The following is a 14,994-nucleotide window of genomic DNA, read 5'->3' as shown; positions in this document are numbered from 1 at the left end:
GACTGAGACAAAAATGATCGCTCTCGACAAGCATTCCAGCGGCCGGCATTTCCTGCAGATTCCCGGCCCCAGTCCGGTGCCCGATCGGATCCTCCGGGCCATCAGCCTGCCGACCATCGACCATCGCGGGCCCGAGTTCGCAACGCTCGGTAAGAAGGTGATCGGCGGCTTGCAGCAGGTGTTCCAGACCCGCCATCCGGTGGTGATCTATCCCGCGTCGGGTACTGGCGCCTGGGAGGCCGCGCTGGTCAATGTGATGAGTCCCGGAGACTGCGTGCTGATGTTCGAGACCGGTCACTTCGCGACGCTGTGGCAGAAGATGGCGCAAAGGCTTGGCCTCGAGCCCGAGTTCCTCGCGTTGCCGGGCACCGACGAGACCGGCCTGCCGCGGAGCTGGCGCCATGGCGTGCAGGCCGACCTGATCGAGGAGCGCCTGCGCAAGGACAGTGGGCATCGCATCAAGGCCGTGTGCGTGGTGCACAACGAGACCTCGACCGGCGTCACCTCCGACATCGCCGCGGTGCGCCGTGCGATCGACGCCGCGGGCCATCCGGCCCTGTTGATGGTCGACACCATCTCCGGCCTCGCGAGTGCCGACTACCGCCACGACGCGTGGGGTGTCGACGTGACCGTCAGCGGCTCGCAGAAGGGGTTGATGCTGCCGCCAGGGATCAGCTTCAACGCGCTGTCGCCCAAGGCCATCGAGGTCGCCCGGACGGCCCGCTTGCCCAAGGCCTTCTGGGCCTGGGACGAGATCGTCGAGATGAACAAGGGCGGCTACTGGCCCTACACGCCCAGCACGAACCTGCTCTACGGTCTCAGCGAAGCGCTCGACATGCTGCTCGAGCAAGGCTTGCCTGCGGTGTTCGAACGCCACCAGCGATGGGGCGAGGGCGTTCGCACCGCGGTGCGTGCCTGGGGCCTGCCGACGCAATGCGCGGACGAACGGGTGTATTCGCCGGTGCTGACCGGCGTCATCACGCCGCAAGGGGTCGATGCCGATGCGCTGCGCAAGCTGATTCACGAGCGTTTCGATCTCTCGCTCGGCGCCGGGCTGGGCAAGCTGAAGGGCCGCATGTTCCGCATCGGGCACCTGGGCGATTGCAACGACCTGACCCTGATGGCGGCGTTGACGGGCGTCGAGATGGGTTTCAAGCTGGCAGGCGTTCCGCTGGCCGGCAGCGGGGTGCTGGCGGCCATGGCGTTCTTCGCTGGAACGCCCCTCGGGAAGGCGAAGTGATCCCGGCCTGAAGGCGAGGCGGAAGATAGGTGTTTTCACTAACGTCGACTGTATTGTCGACATAGATGTTGACATCGAATTCGACAGAATCTAAATTCCGCCGGACAGCCTCGGTGGTGCACTGGCCAGACCAGCCCCCGACCGGGGCTGCAAGCTCGCCAGCGTGCCGGGTGCTTCCCTGCAGGTTGGCACCCGTGCCACGCAAGGAGACAAACCGATGCAACCCACCATGACGGCCGGCGCGACAGCGACCGCCGCAGCACCCGACACCACCCTCCAGCCCACCAAGGTTCGCTGGAAGATCTTCCTGATGATGTTGTTCCTCATCTCGATCAACTACATCGACCGGGCGTCGTTGTCCGTGGCCATGCCGCTGATCGCCAAGGAGTTCGACATCGGGCCGGCCGTACAGGGTCTGCTGCTCAGTTCCTTCTTCTGGACCTATGCGCTCATGCAGATTCCGGGCGGCATGCTGGCGGACCGTTTCGGTCCGCGCGTCGTCATTGCGGGCGCGACGCTCGGCTGGGGCTTCTTCCAGGCCATCGCCGCGTTCTGCACCGGCTGGGTCCCCTTGCTGCTGACGCGCCTGGGCCTGGGTGCGGCGGAGGCGCCGATCTATCCCGCGGGCGGCAAGCTCAACGGCATCTGGATGACGCAGAACGAGCGCGGCCGGGGCGCGACCCTGCTCGACGGCGGCGCGCCGCTCGGCGCCGCACTGGGCGCGATCCTGATCTCGGGCCTCATCGCACTGCTGGGCTCCTGGCGCCTGGCCTTCGTCATCGCGGGGGTCGGCACCGTCGTCGCCGGCTTCTTTGCCTGGAGCTACATCCGCAACCATCCGCGCGAACATCCCGGCGTCAACGAGGCGGAGGCGAAGTACATCGAGGCGAGCCACGCGCAAGACGCCGCCAGCGAGCCGCAAGGCGCCAGCGGCCGCCTGCTCGACTTCCTGCGCTTCCGTTCGGTCTGGGGCATGTTCTTCGGCTGGATGTGCTTCAACGCGCTCTTCTACGGCCTGCTCACGTGGATGCCGAACTACCTCTCCAAGGTGCACGGCTTCGACATCAAGCAGATGGGCGGCGCTGTGTTCATCATGTTCTTCTCGGGCTTCGTCGGCGAGATGTTCGGCGGCTGGCTGGCCGACAAGTGGAAGGCCGCCGGCGCCTCGACCAGCAGGGTGCTGCGCACGCTGTTCGGCATCTCCTCGGTCATCGCCACCCTGGCGATCTACATGGTGTCGCAGATCACGAACCCGGTCGTCGTCGTCGTCCTGCTGTCGGTCACGCTGTTCTTCCTGCGCTGGTGCGGCCTGTTCTGGTGCGTGCCGTCGATCCTCGGCCGCCGCGCCCACGTCGGCTTCCTTGGCGGCACGATGAACCTCGGCGGCAACGTCGCGGGCATCGGCGTGCCGATCGTGGTCGGCCTGATCGTGCAGGCGACCGGTTCCTACTTCCTGGCGCTGATGCTCTTCGCGGCGGCCGGTGCGGGCTTGTTCGTCTGCTCCACGCTGCTGATCGACTACAGCAGGAAGCTGCCCGTCTAGTTCACTTTTCAGATCCGCGAAATGACCCAGAAAAAACGCATCGGCGTGTTGACGCCTTCCTCCAACACCGCGCTCGAGCCGCTGACCAGTGCCATGGTCGCCGGCGTGCCGGGTGTCTCGGCGCACTTCTCGCGATTCCGGGTGACCGAGATCTCGATGGGCGAGAAGTCGCAGGGCCAGTTCGACGAGCGAACCATCCTCGACGCGGCGAAGCTGCTGGCCGATGCGAAGGTCGACGTGATCTGCTGGAGCGGCACCTCGGCGAGCTGGCTCGGCTTCGAGCGCGACCGCGCGCTGTGCGCCCGCATCACCGATGCGACCGGCATTCCCGCGACCACCTCGGTGCTGGCGCTCAATGACCTGCTGGCCGCGCAGGGCGCGCGCACCCTGGGGCTCGTGTCGCCCTATGTCGAAGACGTGCAGCGGCGCATCGTCGCCAACTACGCGGCGCTCGACGTCGAGTGCGTGGCCGAACGGCACCTCGACCTGACGGTGAACTTCTCCTTCGCCGAGGTCGCGCCCGACACGCTGCGCACCATGATCCGCGAGGTGGCGCGGCAAAAGCCCGACGCCATCACCGTGATGTGCACCAACCTGCACGGTGCGCCGCTGGTCGACGAGATGGAGCGCGAGCTCGGCATCCCGATCTACGACTCGGTGGCGACCGTGGTCTGGAAGGCGCTGAAGATCACCGGCGTCGACACCCGCAGTGTCAAGGGCTGGGGAGGGCTGTTCTCATGAGCGCCAAGGGTCTTGATCTGGTCGTGCGCAATGCGCGCGTGGCCACCGCCAGCGACACCTTCGATGCCGACATCGGCATCGTCGACGGCCGCATCGTGCAGCTCGGCATGGGCCTGCCCGCCGGCGTCCGCGAGATCGACGCGGCCGGCGCCTTCGTCACGCCGGGCGGCGTCGATGCGCATTGCCATCTCGACCAGCCCATGGAGGCGCCGGTGCGCATGGCCGACGATTTCGACACCGGCACGCGTGCGGCCGCCTGCGGCGGCACCACCACGGTGATTCCTTTCGCCGCGCAGCAGAAGGGCCAGTCGCTGCGCGCCGCGGTGCGCGACTACCACGAGCGCGCCGAGGGTCGCGCGCATGTCGACCATGCCTTTCACCTGATCGTCAGCGACCCGACCGAGGAGGTGCTCAAGAACGAGCTGCCGCAGCTGATCGCCGAGGGCTACACCTCGTTCAAGATCTACATGACGTACGACGACCTCAAGCTCAACGACGGCCAGATCCTGGATGTGCTCGAAGTGGCGCGGCGCCACGACGCCATGGCGATGATCCATGCCGAGAATGCGGACTGCATCGAGTGGCTGACCAAGCGCCTGGAGGCCAGCGGCCGGACGGCGCCGCGCTTTCACGCGCATTCGCGGCCGATGCTGGTCGAACGCGAGGCCACGCACCGGGCCATTGCGCTGTCGGAACTCGTCGACGTGCCGATCATGATCGTCCACGTGTCGGGCAAGGAGGCCGTCGAACAGATCCGCTGGGCGCGCTCGCACGGCCTGCACGTGTTTGCGGAGACCTGTCCGCAGTACCTGTTTCTCACCGCCGAAGACCTCGGCATCGACGACAGCTATGGCGGTGCGCGCTGCGTATGCAGCCCGCCGCCGCGCAACAAGGACAACCAGCAGGTCATCTGGAACGGCCTGGCCGACGGCCTGTTCACGATCTTCTCGTCCGACCACGCGCCGTTCCGCTATGACGCACCGGAAGGCAAGAAGCCGGGCGGCAAGGAGGTCGAGTTCCGCCACATTCCCAACGGCATTCCGGGCATCGAGACGCGGCTGCCGCTGCTGTTCTCCCACGGCGTGCTCGACGGTCGCATCACCATCAACCGCTTTGTCGAACTGACCTCGACCAACCCTGCCAAGGCCTACGGCCTCCATCCGCGCAAGGGCACCATCGCCATCGGCGCCGATGCCGACCTCGTGGTCTGGGGCGCAACGCCGCGCCAGGTGCGCAATGCCGATCTTCACCACGCGGTGGACTACACGCCCTACGAGGGCATCGAAGTGAAGGCATGGCCGGCGCTGACGATCGCGCGCGGCGAGGTGGTGTGGGACGGCCATGCATTCCATCCGCGCCCCGGCCGCGGACAGTTCCTGAAGCGCGGCAGGCCGAGCTTGCTGCCGGCTGCTCGACCCCTCCGATAGCGCCACAGTACCGAGGCCCGCCATGAACCTTCTGCTGATCAACCCCAACACCTCCCAGAGCGTTTCCGACCTGATCGAGGCAGAGGCGCGCCGCGCGGCCGCGCCGGGCACCCAGATCCGCGTGCTCACGGCGCCCTTCGGCGTCGCGTACATCGAGACGCGCTTCGAATCGCTGATCGGCGCCTACGCCGCCGCCACGCTCGCAGCCGAGCACTGCGACCGGCATGACGCCATCGTCGTCGCCGCCTTCGGCGATCCGGGCATCGACGGGCTGCGCGAAGTGCTCGACATCCCGGTGGTCGGTCTGACCGAGGCCGCGCTGATGAGCGCCTGCCTGCTCGGCAAGCGTTTCTCGATCGTCGCGATCTCGCACCGGATCACGGCGTGGTATCGCGAGTGCGTCCAGGCCAACGGCCTGAGCGACCGCCTGGCAAGCATCCGCAACCTGGACAACCCGTTGAAGGACATCGGGCGCGTGCAGGAGGACCACAGCGCGCGCCTGGAAGCGCTGTGCCTGTCGGCCGTGCAGGACGACGGCGCCGACGTGATCGTCATTGCCGGCGCACCGCTGGCGGGCCTGGCGCGATCGATCCGGGACCGCATTCCCGTGCCTGTGGTCGATGGCGTGTCGAGCGCGGTCTGCCACGCGCAGACGCTGGTTTCGCTGGGGACGCTGCCCGCGCGCCAGGGCAGCTTCGCGCCGCCGCCGATCAAGCCGAACCACGGTTTGCCCGAGGGCATCGCAAGGCTGCTGGCGCGAGACCGCACGCACAGATGAGCCCTTCGGCAACGCGATGGTTCTCAGATGCCCGAATTCCGTCGCTAAGATCGCAACGCATGCCAAAGAAAATGAGTTCCCCCAAGGAAGCGAGCGGTACCGGCCGCGAGCAGAGCGTCGAAGCCATCGCCGAGAAGATCTCCACGGCGATCCTCGAACATCGCTTGGCGCCGGGCACCAAGCTCGGCGAAGACCGGCTGGCGACCATCTTCGGCACCAGCCGCGCCAAGGTGCGCGAGGTGCTGGCCCGCCTGGCGCATGAACAGATCGTCGAACTGGTGCCGCAGCGCGGTGCACACGTCGCCAAGCCGACCATCGAGCAGGCGCAGGACGTCTTCGAGGCGCGCCGCCTGATCGAGCCCGGGGTGCTGCGCCGGCTGATCGGCACGATGGACGACTTCAAGATGCAGCGCCTGCGCCGCCATCTCGAACTCGAGGCCGACGCGCGCCAGCGCAACGATGCGCGCGCCGTGGTGCGCCTGTCGGGCGAGTTCCACCTGCTGCTGGCCGAGCTGGCCGGCAACTCCGCGCTCGCGCGCACGATGCGCGAACTGTCGACGCTGACCTGCCTGATCATCTCGCTGTACGACGCGCCCACCGCGACCAGCTGCCGCGCCGACGAGCATGAGGAGATCGTCGAGGCGATCAAGCGAAGCGACGCGCGGCGGGCCGAAACACTCATGCTCCATCATCTGGAGCACATCCAGCAAAGCCTCAGGCTCGACGCCGGAAGCGACGAGGCCGACCTGGAGAGCATCCTCGGGTAGCGAGTCCCTTCCGTCGTTCAGGCGTCGTCCACGGGGTCGGGGGACAACGCTGTCCGCGGGTCGCGCACGGGCGCGGCGGCCCGGAAGGCCTCGATCGCCTGCTGGGTCGTGACCAGTTCCTCGGCGAGCCAGGCGCGGAATGCGCTCAGGGGCCGGTACTCCGACTTCTCGGCCGGGTACACCAGGTAGTAGGCGAGCTCTTCGCTGGCCATGTGGTGGAAGGGCACCGCCAGCCGTCCTTGCGCGATGTCGTCGGCCACGAGGAAGAACGGCGCGAGCCCGATGCCCAGGCCGGCCGTCACCACCTGGATGATCATGAGGTAGTGCTCGAAGACCGGGCCGGACAGGATGCGTTCGGTCTTGATGCCCAGCGAATCGAACCAGAACTGCCAGGAGTTCGTGCGCGAGGCGAGGTGCAGGAAGGTGTAGTCGAGCAGCTTGCGCGGGTCGTCGAACGGGCCATAGCGCTGCAGGAACCCGGGGCTGCAGATCGGCACCACCGCGTCCTGCAGCAGGAAGTCCATCTCGGCGCCCACCCACGAGTTGGCGAGGCCGAAATGGATCGCCGCGTCGATGTCTTCCATGTGGAAGTTGAAGGGCGATAGGTGGGTCGTCAGGTTGAGGATGATGTCCGGATGCCGCGTCGAGAAATCCGAGTAGCGCGGCATCAGCCATTTGGCGGCGATGCTGGGCAGCACCGCGAGGTTGAGGCGCCCGCTGCTGCGGCCGCCGGCCTTGATCTCCACCGACGCGGCTTCGAGCTTGAGCAGCAGCGGCTGGACGCGCCGCAGGTACGCGTCGGCCGCGGGTGTCAGCGACAGCTTCTTGCCTTCGCGCACGAACAACAAGGTGCCCAGTTCGTCCTCCAGGGCCTTGATGAGCTTGCTGACCGCACCCTGGGTCACGCACAGGTCGTCGGCCGCGCGCGTGAAGCTCAGGTGCCGGGCGCTGGCCTCGAAGGCCAGCAGGCACGAAAGAGAAGGGGTGTGTCGGCGCATCGGTCGTATGAGTAAAGCTCATCCATCCAGGAGAATAATTCGCTTTCGGCGCTGCGGGTCGGCTTTCACAATGACCGTGAACATGTTGTCTCATTCTATGGAGGGGACGGCGGGTTTTACGGGCCCTTTTCTGGTGCGCGGAGGCGCCGAAGGTGGGCATTGATGGATGAGTAATGGAATTGATCGCACGTGTTTACCCTTAGGTGAATCATGTGGCGGCCCAGGAGACGAACTTGCTTCAGGAAACATCCCCGTCCAGGGTGGTCCGCGCGCCGCGCGGCACCGTCCTGCACACCGGCAGCTGGCGCACCGAAGGCCCGTTGCGCATGCTGATGAACAACCTCGACCCCGAGGTGGCGGAAAACCCTGCCGAGCTGATCGTCTACGGCGGCGTCGGCCGCGCGGCGCGCAACTGGGCGTCTTTCGACCGCATCATCGGTGCGCTGGAGAAACTCGGCGACGAGGAGACGCTGCTGGTGCAGTCGGGCAAGCCGGTCGGCGTGTTCCGCACCCATGCGATGGCGCCGCGCGTGCTGATCGCGAACTCCAACCTGGTGCCGAAGTGGGCCACGCAAGACCACTTCAACGAGCTGGAGCGCAAGGGCCTGATGATGTTCGGCCAGATGACGGCCGGCTCGTGGTTCTACATCGGCAGCCAGGGCACGGTGCAAGGTACCTACGAAACCTATTCGGAAGTGGCGCGGCAGCACTTCGGCGGCGTGATGGCCGGCAAATGGATGCTGACCGCCGGCCTGGGCGGCATGGGCGGCTCGCAACCGCTCGCGGGGCGCATGGCGGGTGCGGCCATTCTCGTGGTCGAGTGCCAGCAGAGCCGCATCGACATGCGCCTGCGCACCGGCTATCTCGACGTGCAGGCCGATGATCTCGACCATGCGCTGCGCCTGATCGACGAAGCGCGTGCGCAGCGCCGCGGCCTGTCGGTCGGCCTGTGCGGCAACGCGGCCGAGGTACTCCCCGAGATCGCGCGGCGCGGCCTGTGCCCCGACGCGGTGACCGACCAGACCGCCGCGCACGACCTGCTGAACGGCTACCTGCCCGCCGGTTGGGACGTGGCGCGCTGGCAGGCGACGCGCGCGTCCGACCCCAAGGCCGTCGAGCAGGCCGCGCGCGCATCGATCGCGACGCACGTGCGGACCATGCTCGAATTCAAGGCGCGGGGCGCGGTGGTCTTCGACTACGGCAACAACATCCGCCAGGTGGCGCTCGACGAGGGCGTGGCGCAGGCCTTCGACTTCCCCTCGTTCGTGGTCGCCTACGTGCGCCCGCTGTTCTGCGAAGGCAAGGGCCCGTTCCGCTGGGTCGCGCTCTCGGGCGACCCCGAGGACATCTACAAGACCGACGCCCGCCTGCGGGCCCTGTTCCCCGAAGACGAAGCGCTGAACCGCTGGCTCGGGCTGGCACGCGAGTGCGTGAAGTTCCAGGGGCTGCCCGCGCGCATCTGCTGGCTGGGCCTGGGCGAGCGCCATCGCGCCGGGCTGGCGATCAACGAGATGGTTCGCAACGGCGAACTCAGCGGCCCCATCGCGATCAGCCGGGACCACATGGACTCCGGCTCGGTCGCCAGCCCGAATCGGGAGACCGAAGGCATGCTCGACGGCTCCGATGCCGTGGCCGACTGGCCGCTGCTCAACGCGCTGCTCAATACCGCGTGCGGCGCGGACTGGGTCAGCATCCATCACGGCGGCGGCGTGGGCATGGGCTACTCGATCCACGCCGGCATGGCGCTGGTGGCCGACGGATCGGCGCAGACCGACGAGCGCATCACCCGGCTGCTGTGGAACGATCCGGCCACCGGCGTCATGCGCCATGCCGATGCGGGCTACGACATCGCATTGCGCACCGCCAAGGCACACCAGTTGCAACTGCCCTCCATTCCCTAATCGATGCGAGTTGAATCTCGTCAGGAGCGTCCCATGAAATGGATTCATTGCGTTTTCGCGGCCATGATCGCGGGCCTGGGCCTGCAGGCCCAGGCCCAGACCACGGCCCCGCGCCAGCTCGCCATCGCGAACATGGTCGATATCCCGCAACTGCTGCAGGTGAAGGAGGGCCTGCTCGAAGGGCTCAAGAGCGCCGGCTACGAGGATGGCAAGGGCCTCAAGGTCAGCTACCTTTCGGCGCAGGGCAATGCCGGCACGGCGGCGCAGATCGTGCGCAAGTTCATCGGCGAGGCGCCCGACGTGATGGTGACGATCACCACGCCGATGGCGCAGGCCGCGTTGTCGGCCACCCGCACCCTGCCGGTGGTCTTCACGGTGGTGACCGACCCTCTGGGCGCCAAGGTGGTGAAGACCCTCAAGAAGCCCGGCGGCAATGCCACGGGCATCTCCGACCTCGCGCCGATCGATCGGCAGCTGCGGCTGATCAAGTCCTTCGTGCCGCAGGCCAAGCGCCTGGGCGTGATCTACAACCCGGGACTCGACGGCTCGATCTACCAGGTCGAAGTGCTCAAGGGCCTTCTTGCCACCCACGGGCTGACCCTGGTGCAGGCCAGCGCACCCAACTCCAACGAGGTGATCGCCGCGATGCGTTCGCTGGTCGGCAAGGTCGACGCGGTGTGGATTCCCAACGACCCGACGGTCTACGCCGCGCTCGAATCGGCGGTGCGCATCGGCCAGGAGCAGAAGATTCCCGTGTTCACGGCCGAGACCCGTTCGGTGGAGCGCGGCGCGGTGGCCTCGATCGGCTTCGACTACACCGCGGTCGGCCACGAGGCGGCCAGGCAGGTCGTGCAGATCTTCAAGGGCGTGAAGCCGGGCGACCTCGACGTCGTCGTGCCCGAGGTCTACAGGACCGTCGTCAACGAGCGCGCCGCGGCGGCCCTGAATCTCGCGGTGCCGGCCGAGGTGGCGCGTGTGGCCAATGTGGTCGGCGCCAAGTAGGCGGGAGACGAAGTGAATTTCTACGCTTGGCTTGGCGCCGTCGAAACCGGACTGATCTTCGGTTTCGTGGCCCTCGGAACCTATCTGACCTTCAGGCTGCTGAAGTTTCCCGACATCACGGTCGAGGGCAGCTTCCCGCTCGGCGGGGCGGTGGCGGCGGCGCTGATCGTCGCTGGCCTGAACCCCTATCTGGCCACGCTCGTGGCTTTCGCAGCGGGCATGCTGGCCGGCTCGATCACCGCCTTCCTCAACGTGCGGCTGAAGATCCTCCACATCCTCAGCGGCATCCTGACCTCGGTGGCGCTCTACTCCATCAACATGCGCGTGATGGGGCGGCCCAACGTGCCGCTGCTGGGCGTGGACACGGTGTTCACGCCGCTGGAGACGCACTTTCCGGGCAGTGCGCTCGCGATGCCGATCGCGCTGGCCGCAGCCTGTCTGGTGGTGATCCTGATCCTCAATCGCTTTCTGGTGTCCGAGATGGGGCTGGCCCTGCGGGCGACCGGCGTCAACGAACGCATGTCGGCCGCCTATGGCATTCCCACCGGGCGGATGAAGTGGCTGGGCCTGGCGCTGGCCAATGGCCTGTCGGCCCTGGGTGGCGCGCTGTTCGCTCAGATGCAGGGCGCCTCGGACGTGAACATGGGCGTCGGCGTGGTCGTGATCGGCTTTGCGGCCGTCATCGGCGGCACGGTGCTGATCAAGCGCTCCGCGGTCCACTGGGCCACCTTCTCGGTGCTGCTGGGCGCCGTGCTCTATCGGCTGGCGGTGGCGCTCGCCTTGGGGGTCGACAGCATTGGCCTGACACCCTCGGATCTCAATCTCGTGACCGCCGCGCTGGTGGCCCTGGCGCTGGTGGCGCCTGGCGCCGGCCTGATGGCGCGTCGCCGGAGGACTGCCGCATGATCGAAGTCGACGACCTCCACGTGGTTTTCAACGCGGGCACGGCGCTCGAGAACCATGTGCTGCGCGGCGTCTCGCTGAGCATTCCCAAGCACCAGTTCATCACCGTGATCGGCTCCAACGGCGCGGGCAAGTCCACGCTGCTCAACGTGATCGCCGGCGAGACGGCGGTCAGTGGCGGTGCCGTGCGCATCGAGGGACAGGGCATCACCGGCTGGCCGGTCCCGGAGCGCGCGGCGGTCATCACGCGCGTGTTCCAGGATCCGCTGGCGGGCACCTGCGCCGACCTGTCGATCGAGGAGAACATGGCGATCGCCCTGGCGCGCGGCAAGCGCCGCGGTCTGGGCCATGCGCTGACGGTGCCGCGCAGGGAGCGCATCCGCGAAGCGCTGTCGCGCCTGGGCCTCGGGCTGGAGAACCGGCTGCACGACAGCATGGGCCTGCTCTCGGGCGGCCAGCGCCAGGCCATCAGCCTCCTGATGGCCTCGCTGACCGATTCCAAGCTGCTGCTGCTCGACGAGCACACCGCCGCGCTCGATCCGCGCACCTCGGACTTCGTGATGAAGCTCACCGACGACCTGGTGCGCGAGCTGAAGCTGACCGTGCTGATGGTGACCCACAGCATGCGCCAGGCGCTGGACCACGGCGACCGGACCATCATGCTGCACCAGGGCCGCATCGTGTTCGACATCGCCGGACACGAGCGCAGCCAACTGGATGTTCCCGACCTGCTGGCGTTGTTCTCGCAGCGCAGCGGCAAGGAATTGAGCGACGACAGCCTGCTTCTGGGGTGAACCATGAATGAAAAGAAACTGCTGAGCGGCCTGCGCATCGTCGATCTGTCGCGGGTCATGTCCGGGCCGTACTGCACCGCCTTGCTGGCCGACCTGGGCGCCGAGGTGATCAAGATCGAGACGCCGGTCAGCGGCGACGATTCGCGCCACTTCGGCCCCTTCGTCGACAGCGAGAGCGTCTACTTCTCGCTGCTCAACCGCAACAAGAAGAGCGTCACGCTCAATCTCAAGGACGCGCGGGCGCGCGAGATGCTCCATGCGCTGGTCGAGACCGCGGACGCGGTGGTCGAGAACTTCCGCCCCGGCGTGGCCGCGCGGCTGGGCGTGGGCTATGACGACCTGAAGGCGCGCAATCCGGGCCTGGTGTACCTGAGCATCTCGGGCTTCGGCCAGAGCGGCGATTTTCGGGGCCGTCCGGCCTACGACCTGATCATCCAGGCCATGTCCGGCCTGATGAGCACCACCGGACGGCCGGATCAGGAGCCCACCTGCGTCGGCGACTCGGTGGCCGACCTCGTCACCGGCCTGTTCGGCGCCTGGTCGCTGATGGCCGCGTTGTTCGCGCGCGAACGCGATGGCCAGGGGCGGCAGATCGATCTGTCGATGTTCGACGCCATGCTCGCGTTGCAGATCACCAGCGCCAGCCGGCTGTTCGCTACCGACGTGGCGCCGCAGCGCGTGGGCAACCGCCACCCGGTGACCTCGCCGGTCGACTGCTTCGAGGCGAGCGACGGCTGGGCCGTGATCGTGGTCAGCAACGACGGTTTCTTCCGGCGCTTCGCGCCGCTGATCGGCAAGCCGGAATGGGTGGACGATCCGCGCTTCGCCACCAATGCGGCGCGTGCCCGCCACGAGCCCGAGCTCAAGGCCGCGATCACCGCCTGGTCGCGTGCGCGCACCGTCGACGAGGTGGTGCAGGCCTGTCTCGAGGCCGACATCCCCGCCGGCCCGGTGTGGGATCTGAAGCAGGCGCACGCCGAAGCGGCCCGCCAGGGCCGCGGGCTCGTGGTGCCGGCCGGCGCCGCGCGGGCCTGGCCTTTCGTGCTGCAGCCGGCCGTGTTCGGAGGCGCGCCCGATGCCGCGGCGGCCACCACGGCAGACCCGGCGCTGGGGCAGCACACCGAAGCGGTGCTGCAGGAGCTGGGCGTCGCGCCCGGGCAGATCGACGGCCTGCGCGCCGAGGGGGTGCTATGAAGGCGTGGATCGTCCGCGACACGACACAGCCGCCCGAGCTGATGGAGATGCCGCTGCCGCAGCCCAAGCCGGGCCAGGTCCTGGTGCGCGTCGCCGCGGCCGGCCTCAACTTCGCCGACGTGCTGATGGCGCGTGGCGCCTACCAGGTCCGTCCGCCGCTGCCTTTCACGCCGGGGCAGGAGATCAGCGGCATCGTCGAGAGCGTCGCCGGCGGCGGCGCCTTCCGCCCGGGCGACCGGGTGGCGACCAAGGTCATGTGGGGCGGGCTCGCGCAGTTCGCCGTGGCGGAGGAAAGCTGGTTGATCCGCGTCCCCGACGAAGTGCCGCTGGTCGACGCCGCCGCCTTGCCGGTGGTCTGGCCCACGGCCTGGATCGCGCTCTTCGAGCGCGCCCGGCTGCGGCCCGGAGAGACCGTGCTCGTGCACGCCGCGGCGGGCGGCGTGGGGCTGGCCGCCACGCAACTCGCGGTGCGCGCGGGCGCGCGCGTCATCGCCACCGCGGGCGGGGCCGACAAGCTGGCCCTGAGCGCGCGCCATGGCGCCAGCGCCTGCATCGACTACCGGCAGGACGACTGGGTCGAGCAGGTGATGGAGGCCACGGGCGGCAAGGGCGTGGACGTGGTCATCGATTCGGTCGGCGGCGACATCACCGATCGCAGCGTCAAGTGCCTGGCCTTCGGTGCGCGCCTGTGCATCGTCGGTTTTTCGAGCGGCCGCATTCCCGAGATCCGCGCCAACCGGCTGCTGCTCAAGAGCGCGTCGGCCCTGGGCATCTACTGGAGCCACGAGCGCGACCTGCCCCTGATCCGCCAGGCGATGGACGACGTGCTCGCCGGCTTCAAGGACAAGCGGCTGCAGGCCGACATCGGCGGGCGTTACGCCTTCCAGGACCTGCCGGGCGCGCTGGCCGACCTGGAGAGCCGCCGTTCTTCCGGAAAGCTCGTGGTCCTGCCGGACAGCAGTCTTTGATCAACCCTCGTGGCTCGACGCCCATGCGATCGACCGAACCCTGCACCTCATCATGAACGCACCCGACAAATTCCTCTCCGCCAAGACCGATCCGCGCCACGATGCGAGCCGCGTGATCCGCTCGCCGCGCGGCAGCACCCTCAGCTGCAAGAGCTGGCTCACGGAAGCGCCGTTCCGCATGCTGCAGAACAACCTCGACCCGGAAGTCGCCGAGCGGCCGCAGGACCTGGTGGTCTACGGCGGCATCGGCCGCGCCGCGCGCGACTGGGCCTCGTTCGACCAGATCCTCGCGTCGCTGAAGGCGCTGAACGACGACGAGACGCTGCTCATTCAATCGGGCAAGCCCGTGGGCGTCTTCAAGACCCATGAGAACGCGCCGCGCGTGCTGCTCGCGAACTCCAACCTCGTGCCGAAGTGGGCCACCTGGGAGCACTTCAGCGAGCTCGACCGCAAGGGCCTGATGATGTACGGCCAGATGACCGCCGGCAGCTGGATCTACATCGGCAGCCAGGGCATCGTGCAGGGCACCTTCGAGACCTTCGTCGAAGCCGGCCGCCAGCACTACAACAACGACCTCGCGGGCAAGTGGATCCTGACGGCCGGCCTCGGCGGCATGGGCGGCGCCCAGCCGCTGGCCGCCACCTTGGCGGGCGCGGTGTCGCTCAACATCGAGTGCCAGCAGGCCAGCATCGACTTCCGCCTGCGCACGCGCTACCTCGACAAGCAGGCCAAGGACAT

The 14,994-nt window shown here is 67.9% G+C and carries 13 protein-coding genes and 1 pseudogene; 13 read left to right on the top strand and 1 reads right to left on the bottom strand.

From position 1 onward, the window contains the following. Positions 1–13 precede the first annotated feature (13 nt). The 6 genes from AB4Z46_RS23070 to AB4Z46_RS23045 all read left to right on the top strand — a co-directional run bounded on the left by AB4Z46_RS23070 (position 14) and on the right by AB4Z46_RS23045 (position 6,496). Entirely contained in the window at positions 14–1,240 is a 1,227-nt protein-coding gene (locus AB4Z46_RS23070; RefSeq protein ID WP_442285875.1) for a pyridoxal-phosphate-dependent aminotransferase family protein, read from the top strand. A 229-nt stretch (positions 1,241–1,469) separates the two neighbouring features. Continuing rightward, a complete protein-coding gene (locus AB4Z46_RS23065) occupies positions 1,470–2,783 on the top strand; it encodes an MFS transporter (protein ID WP_442286049.1) in 1,314 nt (437 codons plus the stop codon). Between the two features lie 21 nt (positions 2,784–2,804). After that, positions 2,805–3,524 carry a maleate cis-trans isomerase family protein gene (locus tag AB4Z46_RS23060; RefSeq protein WP_442285874.1) on the top strand — a complete coding sequence of 240 codons (720 nt, stop codon included), beginning with the start codon at positions 2,805–2,807 and terminating at the stop codon, positions 3,522–3,524. Then, complete coding sequence (hydA, locus tag AB4Z46_RS23055) at positions 3,521–4,951, top strand: dihydropyrimidinase (RefSeq protein WP_442285873.1); 1,431 nt, start codon at positions 3,521–3,523, stop codon at positions 4,949–4,951. Before AB4Z46_RS23060 ends, hydA begins: the two co-directional genes overlap by 4 nt. 22 nt (positions 4,952–4,973) lie before the next feature. Next, a complete protein-coding gene (locus AB4Z46_RS23050; protein ID WP_442285872.1) occupies positions 4,974–5,729 on the top strand; it encodes an aspartate/glutamate racemase family protein in 756 nt (251 codons plus the stop codon). Between the two features lie 71 nt (positions 5,730–5,800). Continuing rightward, positions 5,801–6,496, top strand: coding sequence for a GntR family transcriptional regulator (locus AB4Z46_RS23045; RefSeq protein WP_442285871.1), 696 nt, complete (start codon positions 5,801–5,803; stop codon positions 6,494–6,496). Positions 6,497–6,513: 17 nt separating this feature from the next. On the opposite strand, the gene AB4Z46_RS23040 is transcribed toward AB4Z46_RS23045, so the two are convergent. Then, on the bottom strand, positions 6,514–7,494 hold the full coding sequence (locus AB4Z46_RS23040; protein ID WP_442285870.1) for a LysR substrate-binding domain-containing protein: 981 nt from the start codon (positions 7,492–7,494) through the stop codon (positions 6,514–6,516). Positions 7,495–7,706: 212 nt separating this feature from the next. Here AB4Z46_RS23040 and hutU point away from each other — a divergent pair, with 212 nt between their 5' ends. The 7 genes and pseudogenes from hutU to AB4Z46_RS23005 form a co-directional block, all read left to right on the top strand. Next, complete coding sequence (gene hutU, locus AB4Z46_RS23035; protein WP_442285869.1) at positions 7,707–9,395, top strand: urocanate hydratase; 1,689 nt, start codon at positions 7,707–7,709, stop codon at positions 9,393–9,395. A gap of 33 nt (positions 9,396–9,428) precedes the next feature. Continuing rightward, positions 9,429–10,397: an ABC transporter substrate-binding protein gene (locus AB4Z46_RS23030; RefSeq protein ID WP_442285868.1), complete on the top strand. Its 969-nt coding sequence runs from the start codon at positions 9,429–9,431 to the stop codon at positions 10,395–10,397. Between the two features lie 12 nt (positions 10,398–10,409). Beyond that, positions 10,410–11,303: an ABC transporter permease gene (locus tag AB4Z46_RS23025; protein ID WP_442285867.1), complete on the top strand. Its 894-nt coding sequence runs from the start codon at positions 10,410–10,412 to the stop codon at positions 11,301–11,303. Beyond that, the gene (locus tag AB4Z46_RS23020; RefSeq protein ID WP_442285866.1) at positions 11,300–12,094 is read left to right on the top strand and encodes an ABC transporter ATP-binding protein; all 795 of its coding nucleotides are present in this window, start codon (positions 11,300–11,302) and stop codon (positions 12,092–12,094) included. Before AB4Z46_RS23025 ends, AB4Z46_RS23020 begins: the two co-directional genes overlap by 4 nt. 3 nt (positions 12,095–12,097) lie before the next feature. Next, positions 12,098–13,288 carry a CaiB/BaiF CoA transferase family protein gene (locus tag AB4Z46_RS23015; RefSeq protein WP_442285865.1) on the top strand — a complete coding sequence of 397 codons (1,191 nt, stop codon included), beginning with the start codon at positions 12,098–12,100 and terminating at the stop codon, positions 13,286–13,288. After that, positions 13,285–14,256: an NADPH:quinone oxidoreductase family protein gene (locus AB4Z46_RS23010; RefSeq protein WP_442285864.1), complete on the top strand. Its 972-nt coding sequence runs from the start codon at positions 13,285–13,287 to the stop codon at positions 14,254–14,256. The genes AB4Z46_RS23015 and AB4Z46_RS23010 overlap by 4 nt, the downstream gene beginning before the upstream one ends. 52 nt (positions 14,257–14,308) lie before the next feature. Further along, a pseudogene (locus AB4Z46_RS23005) lies at positions 14,309–14,994 on the top strand (urocanate hydratase); the annotation flags it as partial.

The organism is Variovorax sp. M-6 (assembly GCF_052114385.1).
In the GTDB taxonomy this organism is placed as follows: Bacteria; Pseudomonadota; Gammaproteobacteria; order Burkholderiales; family Burkholderiaceae_C; genus Variovorax.
The sequence above is the reverse complement of the archived record's forward strand: the minus strand, read 5'-3'. Positions and strand labels throughout refer to the sequence as shown.

Coding starts and splice junctions, on each gene's coding strand:
- AB4Z46_RS23030 (WP_442285868.1), top strand. CDS start 9,429: ATGAAATGGATTCATTGCGTTTTCGCGGCCATGATCGCGGGCCTGGGC.
- AB4Z46_RS23060 (WP_442285874.1), top strand. CDS start 2,805: ATGACCCAGAAAAAACGCATCGGCGTGTTGACGCCTTCCTCCAACACC.
- AB4Z46_RS23070 (WP_442285875.1), top strand. CDS start 14: ATGATCGCTCTCGACAAGCATTCCAGCGGCCGGCATTTCCTGCAGATT.
- AB4Z46_RS23020 (WP_442285866.1), top strand. CDS start 11,300: ATGATCGAAGTCGACGACCTCCACGTGGTTTTCAACGCGGGCACGGCG.
- hydA (WP_442285873.1), top strand. CDS start 3,521: ATGAGCGCCAAGGGTCTTGATCTGGTCGTGCGCAATGCGCGCGTGGCC.
- AB4Z46_RS23065 (WP_442286049.1), top strand. CDS start 1,470: ATGACGGCCGGCGCGACAGCGACCGCCGCAGCACCCGACACCACCCTC.
- AB4Z46_RS23040 (WP_442285870.1), bottom strand. CDS start 7,494: ATGCGCCGACACACCCCTTCTCTTTCGTGCCTGCTGGCCTTCGAGGCC.
- AB4Z46_RS23045 (WP_442285871.1), top strand. CDS start 5,801: ATGAGTTCCCCCAAGGAAGCGAGCGGTACCGGCCGCGAGCAGAGCGTC.
- AB4Z46_RS23050 (WP_442285872.1), top strand. CDS start 4,974: ATGAACCTTCTGCTGATCAACCCCAACACCTCCCAGAGCGTTTCCGAC.
- AB4Z46_RS23015 (WP_442285865.1), top strand. CDS start 12,098: ATGAATGAAAAGAAACTGCTGAGCGGCCTGCGCATCGTCGATCTGTCG.
- AB4Z46_RS23010 (WP_442285864.1), top strand. CDS start 13,285: ATGAAGGCGTGGATCGTCCGCGACACGACACAGCCGCCCGAGCTGATG.